Here is a 24,138-nt window from a genome sequence, read left to right on the forward strand (position 1 = left end):
TTGCTCTCGTCGCCGCATGTATCAATCCCTCGGCAGGGTAAAGACGGCGCAGGGATCTGCAATCCCGCGCAGTTGATGTTCGCCGAGAGGCACCAGTTTCGTTGAAATTTCAGCAGCCAGCGCGCCCGATATCAGCACGCGATGACCAAGGGATTTGCAGAGCCCTTCCAGCCGGCTGACCAGGTTGACGGCCGGGCCTATCGCGGTGAAGTCCAGCCGGTCGGCCGCACCGACATTGCCCCAGAGCATTTCGCCGAAATGCAGCGCCACGCCAAATGGGAGGGGCGGCAGGCCCTGTGTTCGACGTGCGGCATCAAGATGGGCCATGCCGGCACGAGCTGCTGCCACAGCGCGAAGGGACGCCTCGCAGGCTTCGCGCGGCGTGCTGGTAACGGGGAAAATCGCCAGCACGCCGTCACCAATGAATTTCAGCACTTCGCCCCCGAAGGCGTGTACCGCGCCGGCAACACGATCAAACCAGGCGTCGAGCGTGTCGATCATGAGCGACGGCTCCGTCGCCTCGGAGAGGGCGGTGAAATCGCGCAGATCAGCGCACAGCAACGCCGCGCGGATCGTCTCGCCGCCGCTGCGGCCCAGCGCTCCGGCCTGCACCTGGGCAGCACTGCGGCGGCCGAGATAGGCTTCGAGCAGAGTTGTGAGCGACGTTCGCGCGGTCAGAGCCGCAAGAGGTGCTGCCGCAAAGCGCGTGGCCTGATGCAATCGATCCGCTTCTGCCGGGGAGAACCGACGTAACCCCGCCCAGCCCAACATCAAGCCGCGGACATCCGGGCCGATCTTCTCTTCCTGTACCGGCCCGAGCCCGGCAAGCCAGTCGCCGGCGGCCTTATCGAGAGAGCTGCCGGCAAAGGCGAGCGCCTCGATCACCGTGTCGCTCTCCGCCCGCCATAACCAGGTACGGCGTGAAATTATCGGATGAGGAACAGCAAACGTAAGAGCGCCGCCCGCAAGAGGCAGGCCATCAGCAGCCAAGCGGCGGCCAAGCTCGCCAATGAATTGTTCCGGGCCAGATGAGGCGCTAGCCTCATCGATCAGCCAGGCGAGATGGGCGGGTAAATCCATATGTCGATCATGCCACACCGGCTACCCGATGTCAGCGGTGGCTACGAATGCAAATAAGCATGCCGCAAGCCAATCTCACGCCGTATCTCGCATAAATTCGGCGTCACAATGAGGCAGGAAGCCTGGTTACTTCCTGCCATGAAAGATATCCGGTCCCGGGTCGCGTCCCGCTGCCACTGCGCTCAGGCGGCCGAGATAGTGTGCCCAACCCTCGGCATGACCGGCGCATTGCTCTTCATTGGGCAGGCCTGTGTGGGTCAAACGCAAGAGCGTGCCGTCCGGTTGCTCGATCAGATCGATCTCGACGAGGCTCGAACCCGGTGGAACTTCCTCGCTGCCATCCCAGCCAAAGCTGTAGGCAAGGCGGTGAACCGGTACCACCTCGCGAAAGGAGCCGCGCGCAAAGCGGGCGCCGGTGACATTGACGAGATAAAGCCCGCCGGGCTGCGGTTCGATCTCAGCTTCCGTTCCCATCCAGCGCAGGATCTTTTCAGGATCCGTCAGCAGAGCGAAGACAGCAGCGGGCGGGGCGGAAAGATGCGTTTCGCGGCGGACGACGAGGGCCTCTGGCATTGCTTTCTCCCATGGTTGGTCTGCACCGGCGAGGGCCGTTCTGGTGTATCTTAGGAGAAGAATCGCTGGCAGCAAGGGCGCCACGCGTTGCTGGCGTTCGAATTGCGAGGCTGAAGGGCTTCAACTGGAGGAGGCGACAGACCCCTCTGTGCCTGCCGCCTCCACCTCCGAGCGTCCGCCGCCGCGCTCAAGGAGAAAGGAAACAGTAGCCTCGCGTCGCAGCCTTGAGAATCACGGATCTGGAAGAAATTCCGGGTGTCATCCGCAAGTCACATCTCGTTTGAATGGGACAGATCGGTACTCATTCTATGTGTTTGAATGTCCTAAAATACCCGTTGCGAAGCCTGTGGATAAGCTGTGGAAATCAGGTGGACGGACAGTGGCAAATTGTCATTCATAAAATGCCGATGTTGCCATTTTGTTCAGAATCCGGTCATCTGTTTCTGCCTGATGTCGGTTTCCGCCGCAACTGACGCCGACACAAGCCACGGGCGCTCCGACATGAAGTCGTAGAGCGCCCTTTTCTTTTTGGTTCGTGCGGCGTGAGTCGAGATTAGGGATTTGCCTTGAGGAACGCGATGAGGTCATCGATCTCGAAATTCCAAAGTCCCCAGAAGCGCATCTTGGTGCCGGGGATTTTCCTGCTCGGGCTGGCGAGAAATTCCGCCAGTTCGCGCTCGTTCCAGATAAGCCCGTCTTCGCCGGCTTTCTTCAAAGCGGGGGAGTACGCGTAGTCGCCAACGATCGCCGCTCGCCGTCCGACGACACCCTTCAGAGAGGGGCCAAATGTGCTTCTGGTGTCATTGACGATGTGACATGAAGCGCAGGAACGGAATATCCGCGCGCCGCGATCTGCATCTGCAGCGAAACTGCTGCCCGCAATCGAAGCCGCCAGGATCGCCCGGGCGATTGTTCTCCACATCGTCCTAACTCTGGGCTCCGATCTTCGTGAGTTTGAAGAAGAACCGCCTTTCGTCACCACGCACGCACATCATCCCGGCCAACGTATCATCGCTCACGCGTCTGAAATGGTCGACGATCGGCTGCTCGTTGTAGACCATGGCAGCGCTTGCGATTTGATCGAGTGTGCGGATATCCAGGGCAGCCGTCGTACCTTGCGCGCGGAACGCCTTCTGAAAATAGGAAAACAGACCACGGCCGAAGGCGGTACGCCCCAGGGATGAGAGCCTGATCGCAAGCGTGATGGGGACGAACCGCGGATCGATTGCGACAAGCCGCCCCGGCCGCCATTGGAAGAGCAATGCGTCCGCCCGCATATCAGGATGAAAGCGTTTGCCGAACCATCTGAGGTTTTCAAGGACGCCGTCGAGCGGATGCCCTGATGGTATACCGGCTCCTCTCCAAAGCCCGACCATCTCAACGGGCTCAACGGGCCCCAGTGTGTGGAACCAGGCCGTCATGTCTCTCTGCAGATCCGTTTGCACGGGTTCACCTTCTCTCAGCTGACCTCAGGAATGAAGTAGCGATTGCCGGCGTAGATTCCGAGGGTCAATTGTCTGTGCGTATTCGGAACTTTCAAAATCGATGCTGGTTGGATGGATATGAGCGCATCAATCGCAAAGCGGGGAGGCCGCTTATGAGCAAGATTCGCAAACAACACCTTTCCGGCAAGTCGCTCTTGTTCCTGCTTGGCTTGGGATTGCTCCTTGTCGGACCGCAGGCCGCCGTGGGCCAGGTCGACAGCACGCGGCAACAACCGGATTGCCAGGCGGATAGCCAGCCCTCCATTAAAAAGGATCGGCAGGCGGAGGATGATGGAAAGGAAAGTGATACATCACGCTGCAAAGGCGTGCTGACGCCTCCCCCGACTGGCGATCGCGGAATGGTTGAAACGCCCCCACCCACGGGCGATATGCCGGTCATTCGACCAGGCGAGACGCCGCAGCAGGCACCCCAGCCCAAGCAGCAATAGACATCATATTCGCGGTCCTCCTCGTCAGGCGACAACCTTACGGAAATGTGTCGTAGCCGCCCCCGTCGGAAGGATGGCCTTGGCTGAAGCCGCTCGAAATAGGCCGCGACCGCCGATAGCTCGCTCCGTTCGATCGGTGCTTGAAGCCAGCGATTGACCGAAGACCGGTCAGGATATCGGCCAGAGTGAACTGATCTCCTGCCACGAAAGGCCCTCCCGTCGTGAGGTTTTTCTCCAGAATCTCCATCTTGCCGCTCCATGCCTGGGCGCTCGCGCCAATCACGAAGGGGAGGCATGAGCAGCGTCCTTGGTACAAGACCGAGGAACGCACCGCACCAGGCGCTGTTAAGCTCCGTGGCCCGCCAATAGGGGCGACTACTTCGTTTTCGCGCAGCCTGCGATTGGCGAGTATCCTGCCAAGCGGTGCGTCGACGCAATTAAGTTCAGATCTCCGCGGTCGAAATTTTTTAGTTTCCACCCGATTGACCGGATCCGAAACCATGCAATAATTTGATTAAATCAATTTGATTGAATCCAAAAATAACAAAGTAGGGAACATGAAATGGGACTGGATAAGAGCTTAATCCGCAGGGTTACCACGCGCGCCGGTTGGGCAGCGGCAACCGCATTGACGGTCGTTATGGCCTTTGGGGTATCGGCTGCCTCTGCCGCCGAATCCGTACTGACGATGCATATCGAAGAGCAGACAAGCTGGGTGCAGAACTTCAATCCGTTCGACTTGGCCGGGCGTCGGCAGAGCACCATGGATTTCATCTATGAGCCGCTCGTCATCTTCAACGCGCAGGATGGCGGCAAGCCGGTCTGGCGCCTTGCGACGAACTACAAGTTTTCCGACGACATGAAATCGATCACTTATGAACTGCGTCCGGGCGTGAAATGGTCGGACGGTCAGCCGTTCACTTCGGCCGACGTCAAATACACGATCGATCTCATGCTGAAGAATGCGGCACTCGATACGATCGGTGTCGGCGAAACCGTGGCATCGGTCGAAGCACCATCGCCGACCGAGGTGACGATCAAGCTCAAGGCCGTCAATTCCGATTTCCCGGAATCGCTTGCCGATCTCGCCGTCGTTCCCGAGCATGTCTGGAAGGACGTCTCCGATCCCGTCGCCTTCAAGAATGAGAAGCCGGTCGGCTCGGGACCGATGACGGAAGTGCGCCGCTTTACCCCTCAGGTCTATGAACAGTGCCGCAATCCGAACTATTGGGACGCGGCTTCATTGCATGTCGATTGCCTGCGGCTGCCGCAGATTTCCGGCAACGATCAGATGCTTGCCATCCTGCCCGAAGGCAATATGGACTGGATCGGTTCCTTCATTCCGGAAATCGACAAGACCTTCGTTGCACTCGACGCTGACCACAATGGCTATTGGCAGCCGCCGGCCGAAACCGTCGCGTTCCAGATGAATTTCAAGAGCAAGGACGAGGGCAATCTGGAGGCCTACAAGGACCTGAACTTCCGTCACGCCTTCAGCCTTGCGATGGACCGCAAGTCGATGGTCGACATTGCCGGCTTCGGTTATCCCGTCGTCAACGAGCATGCGTCGGGGCTGCCACCGCGCTTTGAAGGCTGGCGTAATAAGGAAGCCGAGGGCGACAAGGATGCCTTCATGGGCTTCGATACCGAAAAGGCCAGCAAGATCCTCGACGATGCCGGCTACAAGAAGGGTTCGGACGGCTTCCGCACGACGCCGAGTGGCAAGCCGATAAATTTTGCGATCATCGTTCCAAACGGATGGACCGACTGGATCGACGCCGTACAGATCGCCGTCGAAGGCCTGCGTGCGGCCGGTATCAATGCGTCCGTCGCGACACCCGAATACGAACAGTGGCGCAAGCAGATCCTCGACGGCAGCTTCGAGGTCGTCATGAACTCGCGCGCCGATGGCGCCACACCGTTCCGCGGCTATTATCAGAGCCTGTCGACGGCTTATGCTGGACGCGTCACCGGAGCTCCCTCGCGCTATCAGAACCCGAAGCTCGATGCGCTCTTCGATCAGTATCTGAAGGCGACGTCGGATGAGGATCACAAGAAGATTTTCAACGACATCCAGGTGCTCGTCGCCGACGATTTCCCGGTCGTTCCCGTCTTCAACGGCCCGACCTGGTACCAGTTCTCCAGCAAGCGTTTCACTGGCTGGGTGACCGACAAGGATCCCGTCATGAACCCGGAAGATCATGACAACAACCGGATGCGCCTCATGCATCTCCTGCGCCTGAAGCCGGTCCAATAAGACCGCGAGGACAGGGACATGCGTGTTTCCGGACGGCGCCTGGGCGTCTATGCGGTCGCCTTGGCGTTCGCCATCGTGATGAATTTTGTCCTTCCCCGGCTCATGCCGGGGACACCTGTCGACGCCATGGTCGCCCAGCTCGGCCCGCGGGCAACGCCCGCGGCAGTTGAAGCGATCAAGGCGCGGTTCGGTGCCGTCGATCAGCCGATGCTCCTGCAATTCAGCGACTATCTGAAAGGTCTCGCGAGTTTCGATCTCGGCGTCTCCGTCAAATATTATCCGCAGACCGTGACCCAAGTCCTCGGCCGTTCGACGATCTGGACCATCTTCCTCGTTGTCACCGCCATCATCTTTTCGCTCTGCATCGGCGTGGTTCTGGGTGCAGTCTCCGCCTGGCGGCGCGGCGGACGTTTTGACACGATCGTTTCGCCTCTCGCGGTCGTGATGATTTCGGTGCCGCCTGTCATCGTAGGGCTGACGACGCTCTTTGTGTTCGGTGTGTCGCTGCGATGGCTGCCGGTCGGTTATGCTTATGATCCAAACCTCGATCCCGCATTCAACGTCACATTCGCCGGCAGCGTCCTCATCCACGCCATCATGCCGGTGCTGACGCTGTCGCCATTCCTGATCGGGGAATTCCAAACGACCATGCGCTCATCGATGATTTCGGTGCTCGGCGAGGACTATGTAACGATGGGCCGGGCCAAGGGGCTCAGCCATCTAAGCGTGATGTTCAGCTACGGCGCCCGCAATGCGATGCTTCCGGTGCTGACGAACCTTGCGCTAATGCTCGGCGCCGTCTTCGGCGGCTCGATCGTCACCGAGATCGTCTTCAACTATCCGGGGCTCGGCCTCACGCTCTACACGGCGAGCATCGCCCGCGACTATCCGGTCATCCAGGGGCAATTGTTACTGATGACGCTCGCAACGCTCGGTGCAAACTTCCTTGTCGATATCATCTACGGATTTATCGACCCCAGACTGCGGGACGCTGTGTAATGAGCTTCACGCTGAGATCCATCCTTGGCCAGAAGAAAGCCGTTGCCGGCCTCATCATCATCGTCGGCCTCTGGCTGATGGCAGTGCTTGCGCCCGTCATTGCCCCCGGTGAACCCGGCGCACGCGTCGGCCGTTCCCATCAGCCGCCATCCATAGAGCATGTGCTCGGCACCACCAAGATGGGCCGCGATGTCTATCGCCAGTTCGTCTGGGGTGCGCGCAGCTCCCTTACCGTCGGCTTTGCAACCGGCATTGCCATCACCGTCATAGGCACCGCAATCGGCCTCATTGCCGGTTATGTCGGCGGCAAGACGGATGCGGCGCTCGATCTGGCGACCAACGCGGTTCTGGTCGTTCCAAACATGCCGCTGCTGATATTGCTCGCCTCCTTTGCCGGCACGGTGGGACCGATGACGATCATGACGATCATCGCACTGACGTCCTGGCCATGGGGAGCGCGCATGACGCGCTCGCAAACGATGGCACTGCGTAATCGCGATTTCGTCACCGCATCAAAAATGATTGGCGAGCCCGCTTGGCGCATCATCTTTGTGGAGATTCTGCCGAACCTGACGCCGCTGATCGGCATCAATCTCGTCGGCAGCATCATCTACGCCATCGTTGCGCAGACGACGCTCGAATATCTTGGCTTTGGCGATCCGCTGAAAGTCTCCTGGGGCACCATGCTCTACAATGCCCAGAACGCTTCGGCGATCATGGTCGGTGCCTGGTGGGACGTCGGTGTTCCCGCGCTCGGCATCGCCGTGACGGGACTTGGCCTCGCGCTGCTCAACTTCACCTTCGACGAGATCGCCAATCCGCAGCTTCGCTCCGGTCCGGCGCTGTCACGCTGGTTCCGCCTCACCCGTGCCCGCAACCGCCAGCTGGAGGCAGGCCTGTGAGCGACAATCTCCTGGAAATCGAAAAGCTCAATGTCGACTACCTGCTAGACAAAGGCGAATTCCGAGCCGTCAAGGACGTCTCGTTCAATATCGGCCGGGGCGAAATCTTCGGCTTGGCCGGCGAATCCGGCTGCGGCAAAAGCACGATTGCCTATGCCATTACACGTCTTTCAAAGGCGCCGGCCTGGATCACTGGCGGTGCCATCCGTATGGACGGGCAGGATCTGCTCAAAATGCCGGAGCGAGACCTGCAGAAAATCCGCTGGAAGCGCATTGGCATGGTTTTCCAGAGTGCGATGAATTCGCTCAATCCCCTGATGCGGGTCGAAGCGCAGTTCCACGATGTGCTCTATCGGCATACGGGATGTTCGCGACAGGAATCGCGGGCGCGCGGCGAGGAGATGTTCCGGCTCGTCGGCATCGCGCCGCACCGCATCAGCGATTATCCGCATCAGTTTTCCGGTGGCATGCGCCAGCGCATCGTCATCGCTATCTGTATGGCGCTGAGGCCGGAATTCATCATCATGGACGAGCCGACGACCGCGCTTGATGTTGTCGTGCAGCGCGAAATCCTGGAACAGGTCGTCGATCTGCAGCGGAACTACGGTTTCTCGGTCCTCTTCATCACACATGACCTGCACCTGATGGCGCAGCTTTGCCAGCGTATCGGCATCATGCTGAAGGGCGAGCTCGTCGAAGTCGGCGATGTACATCAGGTCAGTCAGGCGCCGTTGCATGACTATACGCGCAAACTCTGGAACGCCATTCCGCAGCTTCCAAGCAAGCCTCACCTTTCAGGAGCACTGGCATGAAGCCCGAGTCATATCCGTCCCCAGCCGGCGCCGTCATACGGCTGGAAGAGATCAAGCGCCATTTCGGCCCGGTGCAAGCGTTGAAGGGCATCTCCTTCTCGCTCTTTCCCGGTCGTGCACTGGCGCTGGTCGGCGAATCCGGCTGCGGCAAGACGACCTGCGCCCGTATCATTGCGCGCCTCGATAGGCCGACGGGCGGAAAGCTGTTCTTTCGCGGACAGGATCTGGCCGCCCAAGGGACGGCGAAAGACGAGCGCCTTTATCGCAAGGACGTGCAGATGGTCTTCCAGGATCCGTTTTCGTCGCTCAATCCCGCCTTCACGGTCGGCCATCACCTTTCCCGTCCGCTGCAACTCCACCGGCAGAACATGTCGCGCTCAGTCCTCGACGAAGATATCGCCGGACTGTTGACGAGCGTCGGTTTGGACCCTGCGATCTCGAAACAGAAATTTCCGCACGAACTCTCCGGCGGCCAGCGTCAGAGGGTCAATATCGCACGGGCGCTGGCTGTGGAGCCGAGCGTGCTGGTGGCCGACGAGCCGACCTCGATGCTCGATGTTTCCATCCGCAAAGACATTCTCGACCTGCTTGCCCGCGTAAAACGGGAGAACGAACTGGCGATGCTCTACATCACCCACGACATCGCGACGGCAGCGCATGTGGCCGAAGAAATCGTGGTGATGTTCGCCGGCCAGATGGTGGAGTGGGGCAATACCGAAATGGTTTTGTCCAACCCGCGCCATCCCTATACCCAGCTCCTGCTTTCGGCCGTTCCCGATGGCGGACGCCCATTCGTGACCGGCGGAAGCGCACGATTCCTCGAGCAGGCGGAGCGGGTTCGTTCGCTCAGCCGTCCGGAATCCGTCGTCATCGAGCGGGTCGGCCCCGATCATTTCATCCGCGCCCTTGGCGCGCAGACCTAACAGGACGTTTCCAATGGATTATCTCGTCAATCTATCGACCTTGCCGCAGGACACAAGATCACAGGACGCCATGGCAAAGGCGGGCGTCACCATCCGCCGTGCACTGCCGCCCGAATTGAAACTGATCATCCGCTGGATCGGCGAACATTTCAACGAAGCCTGGGCCAGCGAGGCAACGGTCGCCATGACGCGAAAGCCGCCGACCTGTTTCATTGCCACGCGCGAAGGCAAGCTCGTCGGTTTTTCCTGTCATGAGGCAACGGCACCCGACTTCTTCGGTCCAACAGGCGTGGACGAAAGCCTTCGCGGGCTCGGCATCGGTCGGGCGCTGCTCTTTGCCAGCCTCAATGACTTGAAGGCGATGGGTTACGGCTACGCGATCATCGGCGATGTCGGCCCTTCCGCGTTCTACAAGAAAGCCGTTGGCGCCATTCCAATCCCCGATTCCGCTCCCGGCATCTATGCCGGCATGCTCAAGAGCTGATTTCCACAGTCCGAAAAGAAAGAAACGATCATGTCCACTCCGCGACCTCAGGCCCTGCGGCTCGAAACCCTTTGGAATCCACCAGTCGATGGCAAGGATTTCTCCTATGTCCTGACGCTCAAGAACCTCGCTGCCGAGCCGCTTTCCGGCTTCTCGCTCTGCGTCAGCGGCCCCGGCCGGGTCGATCCCGCCGGCCGCGTCGAGGGGGCCACGGTTTCCAAGAGGCTGTCGAACTTTACCGAATTCCAGCCACCGGACGGTTTCGTCCTCGACACAGGCGAAACCTGGACGATAGCTGTTCATGAGCTGAGCTGGCAGTTCCGCCATTGGACGGATGGTGCAACGAGCGCCTATCTCGCCCTAGCTGATGGCAGCACCGTTTCGCTCGGGCTCGAGCCGACGCGTTCAGCCGCCAGCAATGCTCCCTTGAAGCGCGGCGCCGAGATCTTTCCAGTGCCGGCCAGCGCACCGGTTCAGGTGTCGATCATTCCCTGGCCTAACCATGTGGCCGTCGCCTCACGACGACCCTTGCCGGCAGGCTTCTTTCTGCAGGCTGATGGTCCAGACGCAAGGGCTGCTGCGGATAGTTTCAAGATACTGGTCGATCAACTCTTCGCCGTCGAAGGAATCATCCGTTCGGCTGCAGAAGGCGCGGTACCCATAACCTTGAAGAAGGCTGCCGGCCTCGGTCCCGAAGCCTACCGGCTGCGCTTCGAAGGGGAGGCAATTATCGTCGAGGGGAGCAGCCGGACCGGGTTCCTCTACGGCCTCATCACACTTGGCCAGATCTGGCGCGGCGCACGCCTTTACCCGCGGACCTTCCAGTTTCCCGCCTCCGGCGAGATCGTCGACGAACCGTCGATGGGCTGGCGCGGCCTGCATCTGGATGTTGCCCGTCAGTTTTATGGGGAGGCGGAAATCAAGAAGCTGATGGCGGTGCTCGCCTGGAACAAGCTCAATCGTTTCCATTGGCACCTTTCCGATGACGAAGCCTGGCGTATCGAGATCGATGCCTATCCGGCGCTGACTGAAATCGGCGCATGGCGAGGCCACGGGCTGGCCGTGCCGCCGCTGCTTGGGTCCAGCCCGGAACGCACTGGCGGCTACTATACCAAGTCAGTCATCCGTGAGATCGTCGCCTGTGCCAAGGGATTTGGGATCGAGATCGTGCCAGAGATCGACATTCCCGGCCATTGTTACGCCATGCTACAGGCAATGCCGGAGCTGCGCGATCCGCAGGAGGCTGGCAGCTATTATTCGGTTCAGGGATTCCCCGACAATTGCATCAATCCGGCGCGTGAAAAGACCTATGAGGTTATCGAGACGATATTCTCGGAACTCATCGAGCTTTTTCCCTTCAAGACCATTCACGTGGGCGCTGATGAAGTGCCGCTCGGCGCCTGGTCCGGTTCGCCGGAAGCACTCGCCCGCTTGCGATCGGTCGCAGGTGACGGAGTTGCTGATGCTCATGCCAGGCGCCTGAATGTCATTACCAACACGCATGGTGCCGACGATATCAACGGTTCGGGCGCGGCGATTCTGCAGGCAGAGTTCCTGAAGCGCATTCAGACCTTTCTCGCCTCCAGGGGCTGCATCACCGGCGGCTGGGAGGAAGCGGCGCACGGTGACGTCATCGACAAGTCGAAAAGCTACCTCTGCTCATGGCGCAATGTCGAAATCTCCGCCGAACTTGCCGATCGCGGCTATGAGATCGTGGTCTGCCCGGGGCAGGTCTACTATCTCGATATGGCGCTGCGGCCGGATTGGGACGAGCCAGGTGCGAGCTGGGCCGGTACGTCGGATGCGGAGAAACTCTATACGTTCGATCCCGTAGGCGGGTGGACGGAGATGCAGAAGCAGAAGCTTCGCGGCATTCAGGCCTGTATCTGGTCCGAACCGATGACGGATCGTGCCGTCTTCGACCGGCTCGTCTTCCCACGTCTTTCGGCGCTTGCCGAGACTGGCTGGACGAGGCCGTCCTCCAAATCCTGGGAACGCTTCAAGGCGCTCGCCGGATTGATGCCGCTGCTCTATGGGCTGCAACAGTCCTAGTCGATTTTGGGACAACGGCGACCTAGTCTTCGCCTCTGGAAGCGAGGCGGAGATTAGCCGACGGGCTTCTGCAGCACGTCAAAGCGTGGATTGGTTTCCGAGAAGATCGGGAGGGCGGCCGCACCGAGGATTGCGGTATCCTTGCCGGTCGTGCCGATCATGACGCGCGGAATGGTCCTTTCCTCGGTCGGATCGATCGGCACGTGCAGCGGCTCCAGCCGCTCGGCTAGTCGGCGCATCATGATGGTGGAAATGCTGCCGCCGAGCACAATTGTCTGCGGATCGAAGGCCAGCTCAAGGAAATCGATCGTCTGCCGCAGCGGCTGAACGGCCTGATCCAGCCACGCATTGAGGCCTTTGCCACGTTCTGCAATCAGCGTGTCGAGATCCTCGGGCGAAAGCTCCTCGGCATCGGCAATGCCCATGAACTCGTAGGCGACGGTTGGAGAGACGTAGCGATCCAGGCAACCGCGCTTGCCGCAACTGCAGAGCCGGCCATGCGGCTCTACGATGATGTGGCCGATCTCACCGGCATTGTGCCGGCTGCCCTTGTAGAGATGCCCATCGAGAAACATGCCGGCGCCGATACCGCCGCCGCCGGCAAGGAAGAGATAGACGAAGCTATTGAAGCCGCGTGCGACGCCGTGCAGGCGCTCGCCGATGGCCGCCGCGGCCGCGTCATTCTCGACAAGAACGGGCACCTTCACGCGCCGTTCCAGCTCATAGCCGACGGGAAAGTCCTGCCAGCCGGGCAAGTTCAGCGGGCTCAGCGACGTGACGCCTCCCTCCGCATAACGGCCAGGCAGCGCCATACCGACACCGAGCAGCCTGTTGCGATCGAAAGAGAAGACTTGCTGCAGATCCTCGACGATCGCAGCCAAAACCGGCATGGCCTCTTTGGGATCCGGATGCTCTATATGGCGTTCGATGCGCGCGCAGACGGCGCCGGAGAGATCGGTCAGCACGCCATTGGCGCGCTGGCGGCCAAGTTCGAGCCCGATCGAATAGGCCCCATGCGGATTGATCGAATAGGGAATGATCGGCTGGCCGCGGGCTAGCTTCTGCGCCTTCGCGGGCACGAGCAGGTGTGATCGCTGCAATTCCTCGACGATGTTCGAGACGGTCTGTGCCGTCAGCGCCGTCATCCGCGCGATCGCCGCGCGCGATAGCGGACCGTTGGTGCGGACAGCCTCAATCACGACACGCCTGTTGTGTGACTTGGCCTGCTCGAGATTGGTGCCGGAAATCGCCTTCATGAGCGTGACCATTGCCACAAGACGATCCCGTGGGGAAGGGGAGAAGTGTGCAGTCTTTTCAATGTGATCGCGACGAAAATTGATGCCGATTGTTTCGACCGCAGTTCACCCATCACTTTAACGGCTGCGTCCCCGCTATCGTTGGGATTTGACGACACCGGACAAGCGTCGAATTCCTCTGAATGATTAGAATTCCGGCAAATCGTCAGTCGGGAATCGACGCTGCCAGGATGAAGCTCTATGGGAGATAAGAAGCCTAACCAATTGGGACGAATCATGAATTTACGCGTCAGCAAGGCCGCAGGAAACACGGTGCTTTTCGGCGTGCTTCTGATGCTGCTTGGCGATTTCCTGTTCTCGCTGAACGACGCCATGGGCAAATGGCTTGTGACGAGCTTCGCGGTTGGCCAGGTGCTGGTCATCCGCTCGCTCGGTTCTTTTCTCATCCTTGCGCCGATGATTGTCCGGCAAGGACCTCGCTCGCTGTTCCAGGTCGAGCGCGTGCCCCTGCAAATCCTGCGCGTTATCCTGACGACGGGGGATGTCGCCTTTTTCTACGCTGCGGTTGCTTATCTGCCCCTCGCAGACGTGATGACCTTTTACATGGCCGGCCCCATTTATGTCGCCGCCCTTTCACATTTCTTCCTGGGTGAGACAATCGGCTGGCGTCGCTGGCTCGCCGTCATCATCGGCTTCATCGGTGTCGTGATTGCGCTCAGACCGTCGGCGGCCATGTTGTCCTGGCCATCGGTCTTTGGCCTGATCGGCAGCCTTTCTTTCGCGCTGACGCTGATCCTCGGCCGCCGGCTGCGACAGACAAGCGATGCCACGCTTGTCACCTGGCAAACAATCGGCGCGTTGTTCACAGGTCTAATACTCAGCATCGGCGACTGGCGCGCAACATCCGCCATCGATTTCGCAGCCATGCTGGCACTAGGGATCATCGCCGGCAGCGCCCATATGATGATCACACGTGCACTGAAACTGGCCCCCGCCTCTTTGCTTGCGCCCCTCCAATACAGCCTGCTGCTCTGGGCAATTATCCTTGGTTACATTTTCTTCGACGAATTACCCGACAAGCAGATTCTGGTCGGCTCCGTCATCATCGTTCTCGCAGGCCTCTTCATCTTCCATCGCAAGAACATAGTGGACATCACGTCTAAAGCAGATGTTCCGCCTGACGGCCATTAGGGGCTATGCTGCCTTCCGATTTCGTCACCTGAGAGGCTATTCCCTCGGCGCTCTCACGGATTGAACTCAGCCTCGCATCCGTCGCAGTCAGTCGCATCAGATGACGCCGTGACTTTATGGTTTCTTCCGGGCCTTCAATAGGCGAAAGGACGATTTGTTCGTCGAATCTCAATCTGTCCAGTCGCGGACCTTCATCCTGCGCTGTCGTCGCCTTGAGATTCAGACGTCTTTTTATGAGGCGTAGGCAACTATGCCATACGAACCTAAATATGAAACGCGGGTCATCCTGAAGGATTGCCCAAGCAGATGCGAGTGTCAGACGTAAATTCCTGGCTTTTCTGTACTGCCGGAATGCGTATTTTTGAGTAAGCGCGACGGCGCTTTTGGCTGCATATTTCGGAAGCTGCGGATTTGCGGCCAACGAGCGTTTGATGACTTCCAAAGCGCCTTGCCCCATTTGAGCGTGGTTGGAAGACATGTTGCCGGGATATTCTCTGTAGCCCACCAGGCGTTCGGGGACGACTTCGATCCAGTAGCGTGCAGCTAACCTGAGCTCGAAATCGAGGTCTTCGCAGCCTCCAATACCTGCTGCGGCGTACGAGCTGTCAAATCCACCTATCTCAAGCGCTGCATCCCGTCGCACAAGAAGCGCGCTTCCATTGCCAATGTATTTGAAATTCAGATGCCGAGCGTAAATGTATCCTCTCGCAATATTGGACGCGCCGGGCCGGATGATCTCATCGTCGCGATCGATGACGTAATGCAGCACGTAGACCGCCGCCCACTGCGAGGAAAGGCCATTGAGAGCATCTATCTGCTTCTCGATTTTCGTCGGATGCCATAGGTCGTCCGCGTCAAGGAATGCCACAAATTGACCTGATGATGCCTCGATGCCGGTATTCCTTGCGGCAGAAACACCGCGGTTTGGAGTGCGTAGCAGGCGGATCCGTGGGTCAATCATCGCGCTCTGCTTGACAAGGTCTGCCGTATCGTCTGTCGAACCGTCATCGACCACGATGATCTCCAGGGCCGGATAGGTCTGTCGAGTTGCAGATCGCAATGTGCGCTCGATAAACGTGGAAGCGTTGAATGCTGGAATAACCACCGAGACCAGCGGCTGAGAGGGATCAAAAGTTTCTCCAGACTCCATCGGTTTTCCCCTATGCCGCAGCCGGGGCGAGGTGGATCTGATGCTGCATCAGGCGGGCAACGGACGATCGGTGGCTGACGATGATCAGGGTCCGGTTGCTGTATTCTTCGAGCAGAAGAGAAAGCACTCGCGTCTCTGTCTCTTCGTCAAGTGCATTGGTGGCTTCGTCGAGAAGCAGGATTTCAGGTCGGCCCGCAAGCGCCCGCGCCAGGCCGATGCGCTGCCGCTGGCCGCCCGAAAGTCTGATCGCCTCATCGCCCAGCCACTCTTCGAAGCCGTAGGGTAATTTCTCGATGAACTCGGTCGCGCAGGCCATATCGGCTGCCCAACGGACGTCTTCTTCGGAGATCTCGCGACGGAAGCGGATATTGTCGAGGACGGTGCCTTCCATCAGCTCGACATCCTGGCCGGAGACTGAAAGTTGTCGCAACCAGCTTGACCGTTCAATGGTCGAAAGATCCTTACCGTCAACGGTGATGCGACCCTCGGTCGGCTGAATGAGGTCGAGAACCATGTTGAGGATCGTCGTCTTGCCGGAGCCGCTCGGGCCGATCAGCGCGGTCGTCTCGCCGATCTTAATCGAGAAGCTGACATGGCTGACGGCGGGCACGCTGCTTCGCTCGTAGAGGAAGGAGACGTCGTGGAAAACGATCTCGCCCTTCAGATGTCTCAGCTCTTCCCCGTCGCAGACCCCTCGGGCATCGTCCGCTTCGGAAATTATCGTGAGAACGTTCTGCAAGGAGGCTTCCATGGCGTGCAGGCCAAGAATCTGGGAGTCGAAATCCTTGATATGTGGCTGAAGTCTGTAGAGAAGGACGGTGGCCGACAATGCTGCGCGGAAATCCACCGGGAGAAATTGCGAAGACAGGATAATCGTCAGGATCACGCCGAACGTCAGCGCCTCACTCAGCAGCGAGGTTGCCGCGCCCAAACGATCGGAGCGGGACCAGGCCCGCCCAACATCCTTTGAAAGGGCGTCGAAAATGATTTCGTGGCGGTTTTCAAGCCCGAAGCTTTTTACCGCCTTCAAGGTCTGCAATGTAGTCCATGTTAATTGTGTCAGATCCTCCACGGCCGAAAGGGCAGTCTCGCCGATACGCCGATAAGCATCGGCAAATAGGCCGAGCGTCAGATTATGGACAACGCCGAAGACAAGTCCGAGCAGAGCGATCGGCCATGCCATCACCAGCATTCCGGCGCCGAAGATCACGATGGTCCCGAGACTGATCCCGAGGCGAACGAGACTCGCATGTGCCGAAGCGACGGCATAGGATTCAGTGGCGATCACATTCATGATGTCGCTGCGCTCGTAATGCTGAAAGCGCTGGAACGGGATCGTTAGGATTTTTGAATAAAGACGGCGCCGGATTCGATCGCTGATCTGATGACTGACGGTGCTCGCAATGATGGAGTTGGCAAAGCCCAGAGCGATCCTGAGGATGATCGCGCAGATGAGGACCGTGACCAGCATCGGCTTTGAGATCGCGGTATCGAACCCGCCGAAAAATGCGGGAAACCAGCCGACAGCTGTTCCGGAAGCAGATCCCTGCTGTCCAAGGACAAAAATCAGGCTGACAAGAAAGGTGATGCCGACCATTTCCATCAGACCGCTAAGGATGCCGACTGAAATCATCACAAAGGTCTTCATCCGAAGCGTCGGAATAAGTTGTAAAAGCTCTCGGAAACGGGCCGCGACGACCAGATTGAGGGGCCTTGGTGGCTTGCCCGAAGCGGACTTTCGCATCGTCGTCATGCATCACCCGCGCGCAGCGTGGTGAACTCACCGGCCTCACCGATAACAGCTACTTTAAACCGATCGTGGAATGACGTACCGCTTTCTGGAAATGCGATGCTGATCGCGGGGCCAGATGGTATTGGAGCCTTTGGCGACCGATTTGCCAGCCGTCGCGCTTGCTGTTTGGCCGCGTACCAGACGAGGCGAGTGCCGTAGACGGCGAGTTTCGCGGAAAACCGTCTCGCAAGCATCAGCGCCAGTTTCCTGACCTGATCTTGATCTCCGCTGGAAATCGCCCGCTTGAAGTACCATCGTGCCATGTCGAATTCCGCAACGCTGACGATGGCGGCAAGCCGCGGGTGGCGTTTTTTGACCTCTGCCATCACCAGGGCATGAGATTTCAGCATGCGATAGGCATTGCTCGACATATTTCCCTGAGTGAACCGGTATCCGGTTAGAAAACCAGGAACCACAGCGAAGGGCAGGCTTTCGGCGAGTGCGAGATAGAGTTTCAGGTCTTCGCATCCCTCGGCCTCTTGATCACGCAACGCCGGATCATAGCCACCGCATGCCAGAACATCGGCGCGCGGCATGAGCGGTGTGCTGCCATTACCGATAAAATTTTCCCGAGCCATGATTTCGAAGACGTCGCCCTTGTGCAGCACGGGTCTCGAATGGTTGAAAATCAAGTCATTCGCGTCAATTGCCACATACCAGTTGTAGGCGACCCCTCGTCCTTCGGGAAAGCTTCTCAGAGCTTGGACTTGCAACTCAATCTTGCGGGGATGCCAGAGATCGTCGGCATCGATCGGGGCTATATAGCTTCCGGTTGCTTCGTGAATCCCGTGGTTGCGGGCACGCGCTACCCCGCCATTTTCCTGCCGCAGAACCCTGACACGCGGATCCTTGAGGCGATAATCACTTGCCAGCTCGTAGGTTTTATCCCGCGAGCCGTCGTCCACTACCAGGATCTCAAGGCGTTCATAGGTCTGGTTCGATACGCTCTGAAGCGTGTCAACAAGAGTTTTCTCGGCATTGTAGGCCGGAATGATGACCGTGACCAAAGGGAGGAAAGGAGCGCTCATCGCTTGCTATCCAATGAACGCATCGGGTTGGCCCATCAGCTCGGCAAAGGCCCCGAGTGGAAGGTCACCGCGGACTTCAAGGCGTGGTAGGGAAAGCACTTGGTCAGCAGAGCTCGCCCTTGCAGGCTTCGTCGAAAAGCCGATCTCGTAACCGGTGTGGGCAAGAATGCTGGGGACACGGAAATCGATGGAGCCGAAGGGAAGGGCGATTGATGTCACAGCCTCGCCCAGCTGGTTTTCGAGCGCATTACGCGACAGAGCAGCTTCGCCAAGCAATGTGGCGTTGTCGAGCGAACTCGCCGGCCTGTGAGACGCCAAATGGGATCCAAAGCAGATACCCTGTCGGTGCAGAGTCCGGATATCGGCCCAGGACATTAGCGGGGCCGGCTCCCCGTAGGTGGCATCCCAATCCGACGAGCCACCAACCTTGTCCGTCACCACGAAAACGTCTGCGCCAAACCCGCTCTCAGCCAGAATGGGAAAGGCATCGGTGAGAAAATCGAGATAGGCGTCATCAAACGTCAAGACGACGGGACGTCCTTGGATCGGTTTGCGCTCGCGCAGCAGTGCGGCAAGGCTCTGGGCAGTCAGCGTATAATAGCCCTGCCGCCGGAGGAACTGCATCTGCTTGCGGAAGATCTCCGGCGCGACCCGAAACCGACTGAGTGCGTCCGGCCCGTCGAGCGCAATTCTATGATACATCAGCACTGGAACCGAAGTCGTCACCTCGTTCGTCCATACCGCCCCGCGATCGACGCCGGCCGGGCCCCAGATAATGTGCTTGGCTACATCTGCGTCGAGAGGGGCGCCGTAAGCTTCGATCCGCACGGCGGCCGGTTTTGCCGTCGTGTGCTTTGCGAACCGATGGATTGCGTAAAGCTCGGTCTCGATCGTTTCTTCCAGCACCAGTTCAGGGAGGTTCGACAGGACTTCCTTGATCGTGCCTACGCCAAACGGATTGTTCCAGTCGAAACCGGTTCTGTCGGGTTCGTCGCGACGGATATGGGCATGTGCCGTGATAAGGCGCCCTCCCGGTTTCAACGCCGCCGCGATCTTCCGGCATACCTGTTCCAGGATCTTCTCGTCGTCCATGTAGTATAGGACCTCCGAGCAGACGATCAGATCCTGCTCGGGCGGAAGTTCACTCCCGACGAAATCTAGGACGCGAAACTCAGCGTTCGTACACGCCCGACATCTCTCGGATGCCCTTTCAATGGCGCGGCGCGAAATATCCGTAGCCGTCAGGAAACCGACCTTCTCAGCGAGCCTCGCCGTGAATATTCCTTCCGCGCAGGCGAGCTCGAGCGCTTTTTCGACCCCTTCCGGAACAAGGCTCAGCGTCTGGTCGTATTTAACCTGCTCGTAGACAGACAGGTAGTTCCACGGGTCCGGGCGCTCGAAAACACGCTCCCAATATTCCTCTTTCGTTGCGGGTTCCGGCAAAACCGTCTGCGCATCTCCTGTTTCGGCAGACACGCCGCTCCTCTCGGCAACTGGTCCGGGGAACTGCCGCCCGTGACGGGACTGCACCTCCAACAAACGTGCGTCATTGTCCCCAGCCTCCGTCGCCGCGGATTTGACGAGCACGTTCCGACGTATCGCGTAGGAGAGCTGGTTGAGCTGACGTCGTCGCCCCCGCCGCTGCCGGGCTATTTTGCCCAAAACCCTGGTGTTGCGGACGGCTTCGGCTGCCCAGGAGCAGCCATAAGTAAAGGTCAAAGGGGTGGGCACGTGATCTCCGGCCCGGAGCTCATCGATGATGAGCCTGAGTTGAGCGCGAACGGAGAGGTCTCCCCACAGAGGGCCCACATACGATCCGACATGTTTCCCTTCGGAAAAGACGTGCAGTAGCAGCGTATCGACCCCGTTCGCCTTGGCAACCGAGATCAGGTTGCCGGTGTCGACTGCAACCACCTGCAGACGGCCAACCGAGTAGGAGCGCGACTTATCGGCAGCCGAGATTGACCAGACAACGAACTCCTCCAGGCGGCGCCCGGTCCCGGGCAGCGAGTATTGCTCGAGCAATTGAACAATGTCGAGAAATGCTGGTTTCCAGCGTTCTGACAAATCGATGAGATCGGCGGCATTCGCCGTTGCCAGACCTGTTTGCAATCCATGCAATATCACCGCGCCGAGAAAGCTCTCATAACCTGAGGCGTTGGGAAATTCGGGTAAAAGCTCCGCTAGCGCGGCTAGATCAGCTCCCGTACACAGGTTGGCCGAAGCGGTCCAGGCGAGCATCCGCAATTGCCCGAGAGCCGGCGCCGTCCACCGGGCATCCTCATCATCCGCCGACGGTTTCTCTTCCACGCCGAGGGCCTGCGCCCTGGTGGTAACCCGGATTGCGTCCCTTACCATCTTAAACGGATCGCCCGAGAGCGAGCCGGCCTTCATCCGATAGAAGGCAAGGCACTGGTCGACCTGTTTGAATTCAGCTCCTGCAAACGCCATACGAAGCCAGAGATCCCAGTCCTCGCAGGTCTGCAGCTCGGTATCCATGCCGCCAAGCCGGACGAGAAGGTCTTTGGGAAAAACCACTGTATGAATGGCCAGGGCACAAAATGACGAGAATTCCCGCTTTGCTCGATCGCCCGCCAGATTGGGGGGCGTTTCGATTTCGAGCATCCGGCCATCCGGCGTGACGCGGCGATAGCTGCAGCATGCGATCACCGGCTGGGGGCCATCCGCAGCAATCGGCAGCATGCATTCGATGAAAGTTGGATCCAGCCAGTCGTCCGCGTCGAGCATGCAAAGAAAAGGGGCGGTCGCAAAGCCGGCGGCTGCGTTACGCGCTGCGGCCGCGCCGGCATTCGCCTGACGATGGATCAGGATCCGGCTGTCAGCTTTCGCAAAGCCTTCGAGCGCATTCCAGGTATCGTCTTTCGAACCATCGTCAACGACCACCGCCTGCCAGTTCGATACCGACTGTTTTTGCAAGCTGCCCAGGCAATCGGCCACGGTCTCCGCCGCGTTGTAGGCGGGGATGAGGAACGATATGTCCGGCTTCGATGCGGCTGTCACCATGCTGGCATCTTCCAGCGGCGAAGGACATACCACGCACCGTTCAGGCAGCCCAGTATTTCGTCCTTGAGAAAGAAGTTGTCCGAAGTTGCTTCCTTGCGCAGCCGTCTCCTCAGCCTCCGGAGATAATATTGAGGCAACGAAACCAGAATGCGCCGCAGATTGCCCCGGTTTCCGGTGTTCTGGTATTGGACCAGCAGTGCCGCCACGTGACCGCTCATATATTGGCGTATTTGCTTGGCGAGTCCCTTCATCTCCTTGCGATGAAAATGCCAGGAAACAGCCGTCGGCTCGTAGCGACAGGTGCCGCCATAATGGAGAAGCCGGTTCCAGAATTCGGAGTCACCCGAACACCCTGCCGCACCCATATCCAACCGCACGTCGAACAATCCGATTTCATCGAACACCCGACGCCGGAAGGCCTGGCTTGCGCCGGCGCCGATCAGCCATGCCTGCGCCCCGTGGCGCGCACTTTGACGATAGAAATCCGGACCGAAGTCTTGGCGCTTGTAGCCTCTACCAAATCCCCAATGAGTTTCGAATATCAGTTGGGCGGGCGTGGAAAGCTCCCCGGGAAGGACAAGGCCGGTGACGCATCCGATTTCAGGCCGGTCGAAAGCCTTCATCAGGTTCTCCAGCCAACGTTCGTGCAGAACGACGTCGTCATCGGTGAACGCCACGAACTCGGTCTTTGCCGCGCGCACTGCCGCATTGCGAGCGTAGTCCAACCCAATCCTGTTCTCGCGCACATAGGTCGCGCCAGCCGCTTCCACGGCACGGCGGGTGCCATCGCCGGTTGAGGCATTGTCGACGACGATTACTTCAGCCGGAGGCAGAGATTGTTTGGGGATTGATGCGAGGCATCTGGCCAGTTGATCCGGCCGATCCTTGGTGCAGATCAGGAGGCTGACGTCGCGGTTCGTGATCGGCGCCTGCGTCACATTCCGAGCGTGTTCGATAGTTTCCGGCAGCACGGCGCGCGCAGCCAGCGCGGCAGGGCTTTCTTGCTCTTCGATATAGGCCTGACCAACAGGGAGGCCTTCGGAAACGAAGACCACGAGCCCGGCGCCGATCGCCGGGCCATTCGCACCAACGTCATCCGACGAAAGATCCAGGTACCGGATAGGCACGGGGAAGACATTGTTTTTCATGTCACGCGGTATGGCGTCACTCATTACTACACTCTGCGCCAGGTGCTGGGGAACTGTTCAGCGTCCTGCCTTGGCCAGCCGGCGGGAGCCCCCCTGCGCAACCTTTGCCGAGGTAATTTTCATCTCCTCCCTGAACCAGTCCAGAGTCTTGGCGACGCCTTCCTCATAGCTAATCGTGCACGACCATTCGGGCATCACATAGTTTGCATTCGTCAGGTCTGGCCGTCTGTTTGTCGGATCGTGCGGCGGCGAAGGCTCGAATACGATCGGAACACCGCCCATCAGGCGCGAGACATACCGCGCCACTTCCAGGACTGCGATTTCCCGGTCGTTCCCGACATTAAGCGGCCCCCTGTAATCCGTTTCGGTCATCCAGAAATAACGGGCAAAGCCGTCGATGATATCGTCGACATAGCCCCAGCTTCGGGACTGGAGGCCATCCCCGAACACCGTAATGGGGCGGCCGGTCAGCGCCTGCGCGGCGAAGTTGGAGACGGCGCGGCCGTCGTCCGGTCGCGTCCTCGGGCCGTATACGTTGAAGGGACGAACGATTTTGACGTCCAGACCCTGCGTGCGCTGCATCTCGAACAGCAAGGACTCGGTGCAGCGTTTGCTTTCGTCATAGGACGAACGTGGTCCGGTGCAATCGACCTGGCCCTTATAGGACTCCGGCTGCGGCGAAACGAGCGGATCGCCATAGACCTCCGAGGAAGAGGTGAAGCAGAAGCGGCCTCCTTTTTTCAGAAGGTCCAGAAGACGAAACGCTCCGATGAGATTTGCCGAAATAGTTCTCTTGGGTTCCTTCATGTACCATGGAGGTGAGGCCGGAGAAGCAAGGTGATATACTTCGTCAAACTTATCCGAAGTCTGAAGCTTTTCCACGTCGGACCGGACGAAATGGAAGCGAGGATCCCTTATATGGGAAATATTCTCCTCACGCCCGGTCCAAAGGTTGTCAACAACAACCAGCTTTTCGACGTCGGCGCGATTTAAAAGCCTGTCGCACAAATGCGACCCGAGAAAACCAGCTCCGCCTGCTACAAGCACTTTCTTCATGACTTCTCCAACAGATGGCATGTTTCGATTTGCTTATATTCAGAGTATCTACAACGCAAAGAAATGGTCAACGCTACGGCTATCTTTCCGAAGTTTAACGTTAAGACCTTTGATTAATGTCGAGAATTGGAATAAAGTTTTATTGGGTTTGCCTGAGTTCAAAAAGAATCCTCAGGGTTCTCTTGCGTCCAGCGCAATGATATTTCAGTCCGGCCGAGTGGAGGTTGCTTTTAGATTATTAGCGCGCGCCCCCCGCAAATCGGAGCGCCAAGGGAGTGATCTTCATCCAATGCGCGCCCTAAGGGACGGCCTTCAATGTCCCCGATAAAGTAAACACGATCGTATTGTGGCTTTTTTTTGTGCGGTGCGCACCCCGGACCTTAGTCCGATATGGCTACTTCTTTTGGTATATACCAAAATCATTAAAGAATCCTGCGATATTCTAGTTATAATATACTTAACTTCAGATTGAATCTTC

General features: G+C 58.8%; 20 protein-coding genes. 9 read left to right on the top strand and 11 right to left on the bottom strand.

Features of this window, described 5'->3' with window-relative positions; genetic code table 11:
* Window positions 1–21: 21 nt before the first annotated feature.
* The 4 genes from FHX08_RS30200 to FHX08_RS30215 all read right to left on the bottom strand — a co-directional run bounded on the left by FHX08_RS30200 (window position 22) and on the right by FHX08_RS30215 (window position 3,074).
* Window positions 22–1,080: an adenylate/guanylate cyclase domain-containing protein gene (locus FHX08_RS30200; RefSeq protein WP_132657805.1), complete on the bottom strand. Its 1,059-nt coding sequence runs from the start codon at window positions 1,078–1,080 to the stop codon at window positions 22–24.
* Between the two features lie 126 nt (window positions 1,081–1,206).
* A complete protein-coding gene (locus FHX08_RS30205) occupies window positions 1,207–1,653 on the bottom strand; it encodes an SRPBCC domain-containing protein (RefSeq protein ID WP_132657806.1) in 447 nt (148 codons plus the stop codon).
* A 553-nt stretch (window positions 1,654–2,206) separates the two neighbouring features.
* Window positions 2,207–2,575 carry a c-type cytochrome gene (locus FHX08_RS30210; protein WP_132657808.1) on the bottom strand — a complete coding sequence of 123 codons (369 nt, stop codon included), beginning with the start codon at window positions 2,573–2,575 and terminating at the stop codon, window positions 2,207–2,209.
* Between the two features lie 4 nt (window positions 2,576–2,579).
* Entirely contained in the window at window positions 2,580–3,074 is a 495-nt protein-coding gene (locus FHX08_RS30215) for a GXWXG domain-containing protein (protein WP_184328123.1), read from the bottom strand.
* Between the two features lie 176 nt (window positions 3,075–3,250).
* Between FHX08_RS30215 and FHX08_RS30220 the strand changes: the two genes are divergently transcribed.
* From FHX08_RS30220 to FHX08_RS30255, 8 genes are all read left to right on the top strand, one after another.
* Window positions 3,251–3,586, top strand: a complete 336-nt coding sequence (locus FHX08_RS30220; RefSeq protein ID WP_132658517.1) for a hypothetical protein — start codon at window positions 3,251–3,253, stop codon at window positions 3,584–3,586.
* 562 nt (window positions 3,587–4,148) lie between these two features.
* On the top strand, window positions 4,149–5,843 hold the full coding sequence (locus FHX08_RS30225) for an ABC transporter substrate-binding protein (RefSeq protein WP_132658516.1): 1,695 nt from the start codon (window positions 4,149–4,151) through the stop codon (window positions 5,841–5,843).
* 18 nt (window positions 5,844–5,861) lie between these two features.
* On the top strand, window positions 5,862–6,842 hold the full coding sequence (locus FHX08_RS30230) for an ABC transporter permease (protein ID WP_132658515.1): 981 nt from the start codon (window positions 5,862–5,864) through the stop codon (window positions 6,840–6,842).
* On the top strand, window positions 6,842–7,744 hold the full coding sequence (locus FHX08_RS30235; RefSeq protein WP_132658514.1) for an ABC transporter permease: 903 nt from the start codon (window positions 6,842–6,844) through the stop codon (window positions 7,742–7,744). The genes FHX08_RS30230 and FHX08_RS30235 overlap by 1 nt, the downstream gene beginning before the upstream one ends.
* The gene (locus FHX08_RS30240; protein WP_132658513.1) at window positions 7,741–8,556 is read left to right on the top strand and encodes an ABC transporter ATP-binding protein; all 816 of its coding nucleotides are present in this window, start codon (window positions 7,741–7,743) and stop codon (window positions 8,554–8,556) included. Before FHX08_RS30235 ends, FHX08_RS30240 begins: the two co-directional genes overlap by 4 nt.
* Window positions 8,553–9,479 carry an ABC transporter ATP-binding protein gene (locus tag FHX08_RS30245; RefSeq protein WP_132658512.1) on the top strand — a complete coding sequence of 309 codons (927 nt, stop codon included), beginning with the start codon at window positions 8,553–8,555 and terminating at the stop codon, window positions 9,477–9,479. The genes FHX08_RS30240 and FHX08_RS30245 overlap by 4 nt, the downstream gene beginning before the upstream one ends.
* 13 nt (window positions 9,480–9,492) lie before the next feature.
* Window positions 9,493–9,963 carry a GNAT family N-acetyltransferase gene (locus tag FHX08_RS30250; RefSeq protein WP_132658511.1) on the top strand — a complete coding sequence of 157 codons (471 nt, stop codon included), beginning with the start codon at window positions 9,493–9,495 and terminating at the stop codon, window positions 9,961–9,963.
* A gap of 30 nt (window positions 9,964–9,993) precedes the next feature.
* The gene (locus FHX08_RS30255) at window positions 9,994–12,015 is read left to right on the top strand and encodes a beta-N-acetylhexosaminidase (protein ID WP_132658510.1); all 2,022 of its coding nucleotides are present in this window, start codon (window positions 9,994–9,996) and stop codon (window positions 12,013–12,015) included.
* A gap of 53 nt (window positions 12,016–12,068) precedes the next feature.
* On the opposite strand, the gene FHX08_RS30260 is transcribed toward FHX08_RS30255, so the two are convergent.
* Window positions 12,069–13,271, bottom strand: a complete 1,203-nt coding sequence (locus tag FHX08_RS30260; RefSeq protein ID WP_132658523.1) for an ROK family transcriptional regulator — start codon at window positions 13,269–13,271, stop codon at window positions 12,069–12,071.
* Window positions 13,272–13,547: 276 nt separating this feature from the next.
* On the opposite strand from FHX08_RS30260, the gene FHX08_RS30265 reads away from it, so the two are divergent.
* Window positions 13,548–14,462, top strand: a complete 915-nt coding sequence (locus tag FHX08_RS30265; RefSeq protein WP_132658509.1) for a DMT family transporter — start codon at window positions 13,548–13,550, stop codon at window positions 14,460–14,462.
* Here the strand turns inward: FHX08_RS30265 and FHX08_RS30270 are convergent.
* The 6 genes from FHX08_RS30270 to FHX08_RS30295 are packed head-to-tail and all read right to left on the bottom strand — an operon-like array spanning window position 14,431 to window position 23,660.
* The gene (locus tag FHX08_RS30270) at window positions 14,431–15,612 is read right to left on the bottom strand and encodes a glycosyltransferase family 2 protein (protein WP_132658508.1); all 1,182 of its coding nucleotides are present in this window, start codon (window positions 15,610–15,612) and stop codon (window positions 14,431–14,433) included. The two genes, FHX08_RS30265 and FHX08_RS30270, sit on opposite strands and share 32 nt — an antisense overlap.
* 10 nt (window positions 15,613–15,622) lie before the next feature.
* On the bottom strand, window positions 15,623–17,365 hold the full coding sequence (locus FHX08_RS30275) for an ABC transporter ATP-binding protein (protein WP_184328124.1): 1,743 nt from the start codon (window positions 17,363–17,365) through the stop codon (window positions 15,623–15,625).
* Window positions 17,362–18,432, bottom strand: coding sequence for a glycosyltransferase family 2 protein (locus FHX08_RS30280; protein ID WP_132658506.1), 1,071 nt, complete (start codon window positions 18,430–18,432; stop codon window positions 17,362–17,364). The genes FHX08_RS30275 and FHX08_RS30280 overlap by 4 nt, the downstream gene beginning before the upstream one ends.
* A 6-nt stretch (window positions 18,433–18,438) precedes the next feature.
* On the bottom strand, window positions 18,439–21,456 hold the full coding sequence (locus tag FHX08_RS30285) for a trifunctional glycosyltransferase/class I SAM-dependent methyltransferase/polysaccharide deacetylase (protein ID WP_132658505.1): 3,018 nt from the start codon (window positions 21,454–21,456) through the stop codon (window positions 18,439–18,441).
* The gene (locus tag FHX08_RS30290) at window positions 21,450–22,628 is read right to left on the bottom strand and encodes a glycosyltransferase family 2 protein (RefSeq protein WP_132658504.1); all 1,179 of its coding nucleotides are present in this window, start codon (window positions 22,626–22,628) and stop codon (window positions 21,450–21,452) included. Before FHX08_RS30290 ends, FHX08_RS30285 begins: the two co-directional genes overlap by 7 nt.
* Before the next feature lie 33 nt (window positions 22,629–22,661).
* Window positions 22,662–23,660 (bottom strand): NAD-dependent epimerase/dehydratase family protein, encoded by a 999-nt coding sequence (locus FHX08_RS30295; RefSeq protein ID WP_132658503.1) that lies wholly within the window; start codon window positions 23,658–23,660, stop codon window positions 22,662–22,664.
* Between the last annotated feature and the right edge of the window lie 478 nt (window positions 23,661–24,138).

This window comes from Rhizobium sp. BK529 (genome assembly GCF_014194105.1).
Lineage (GTDB): Bacteria > Pseudomonadota > Alphaproteobacteria > Rhizobiales > Rhizobiaceae > Rhizobium.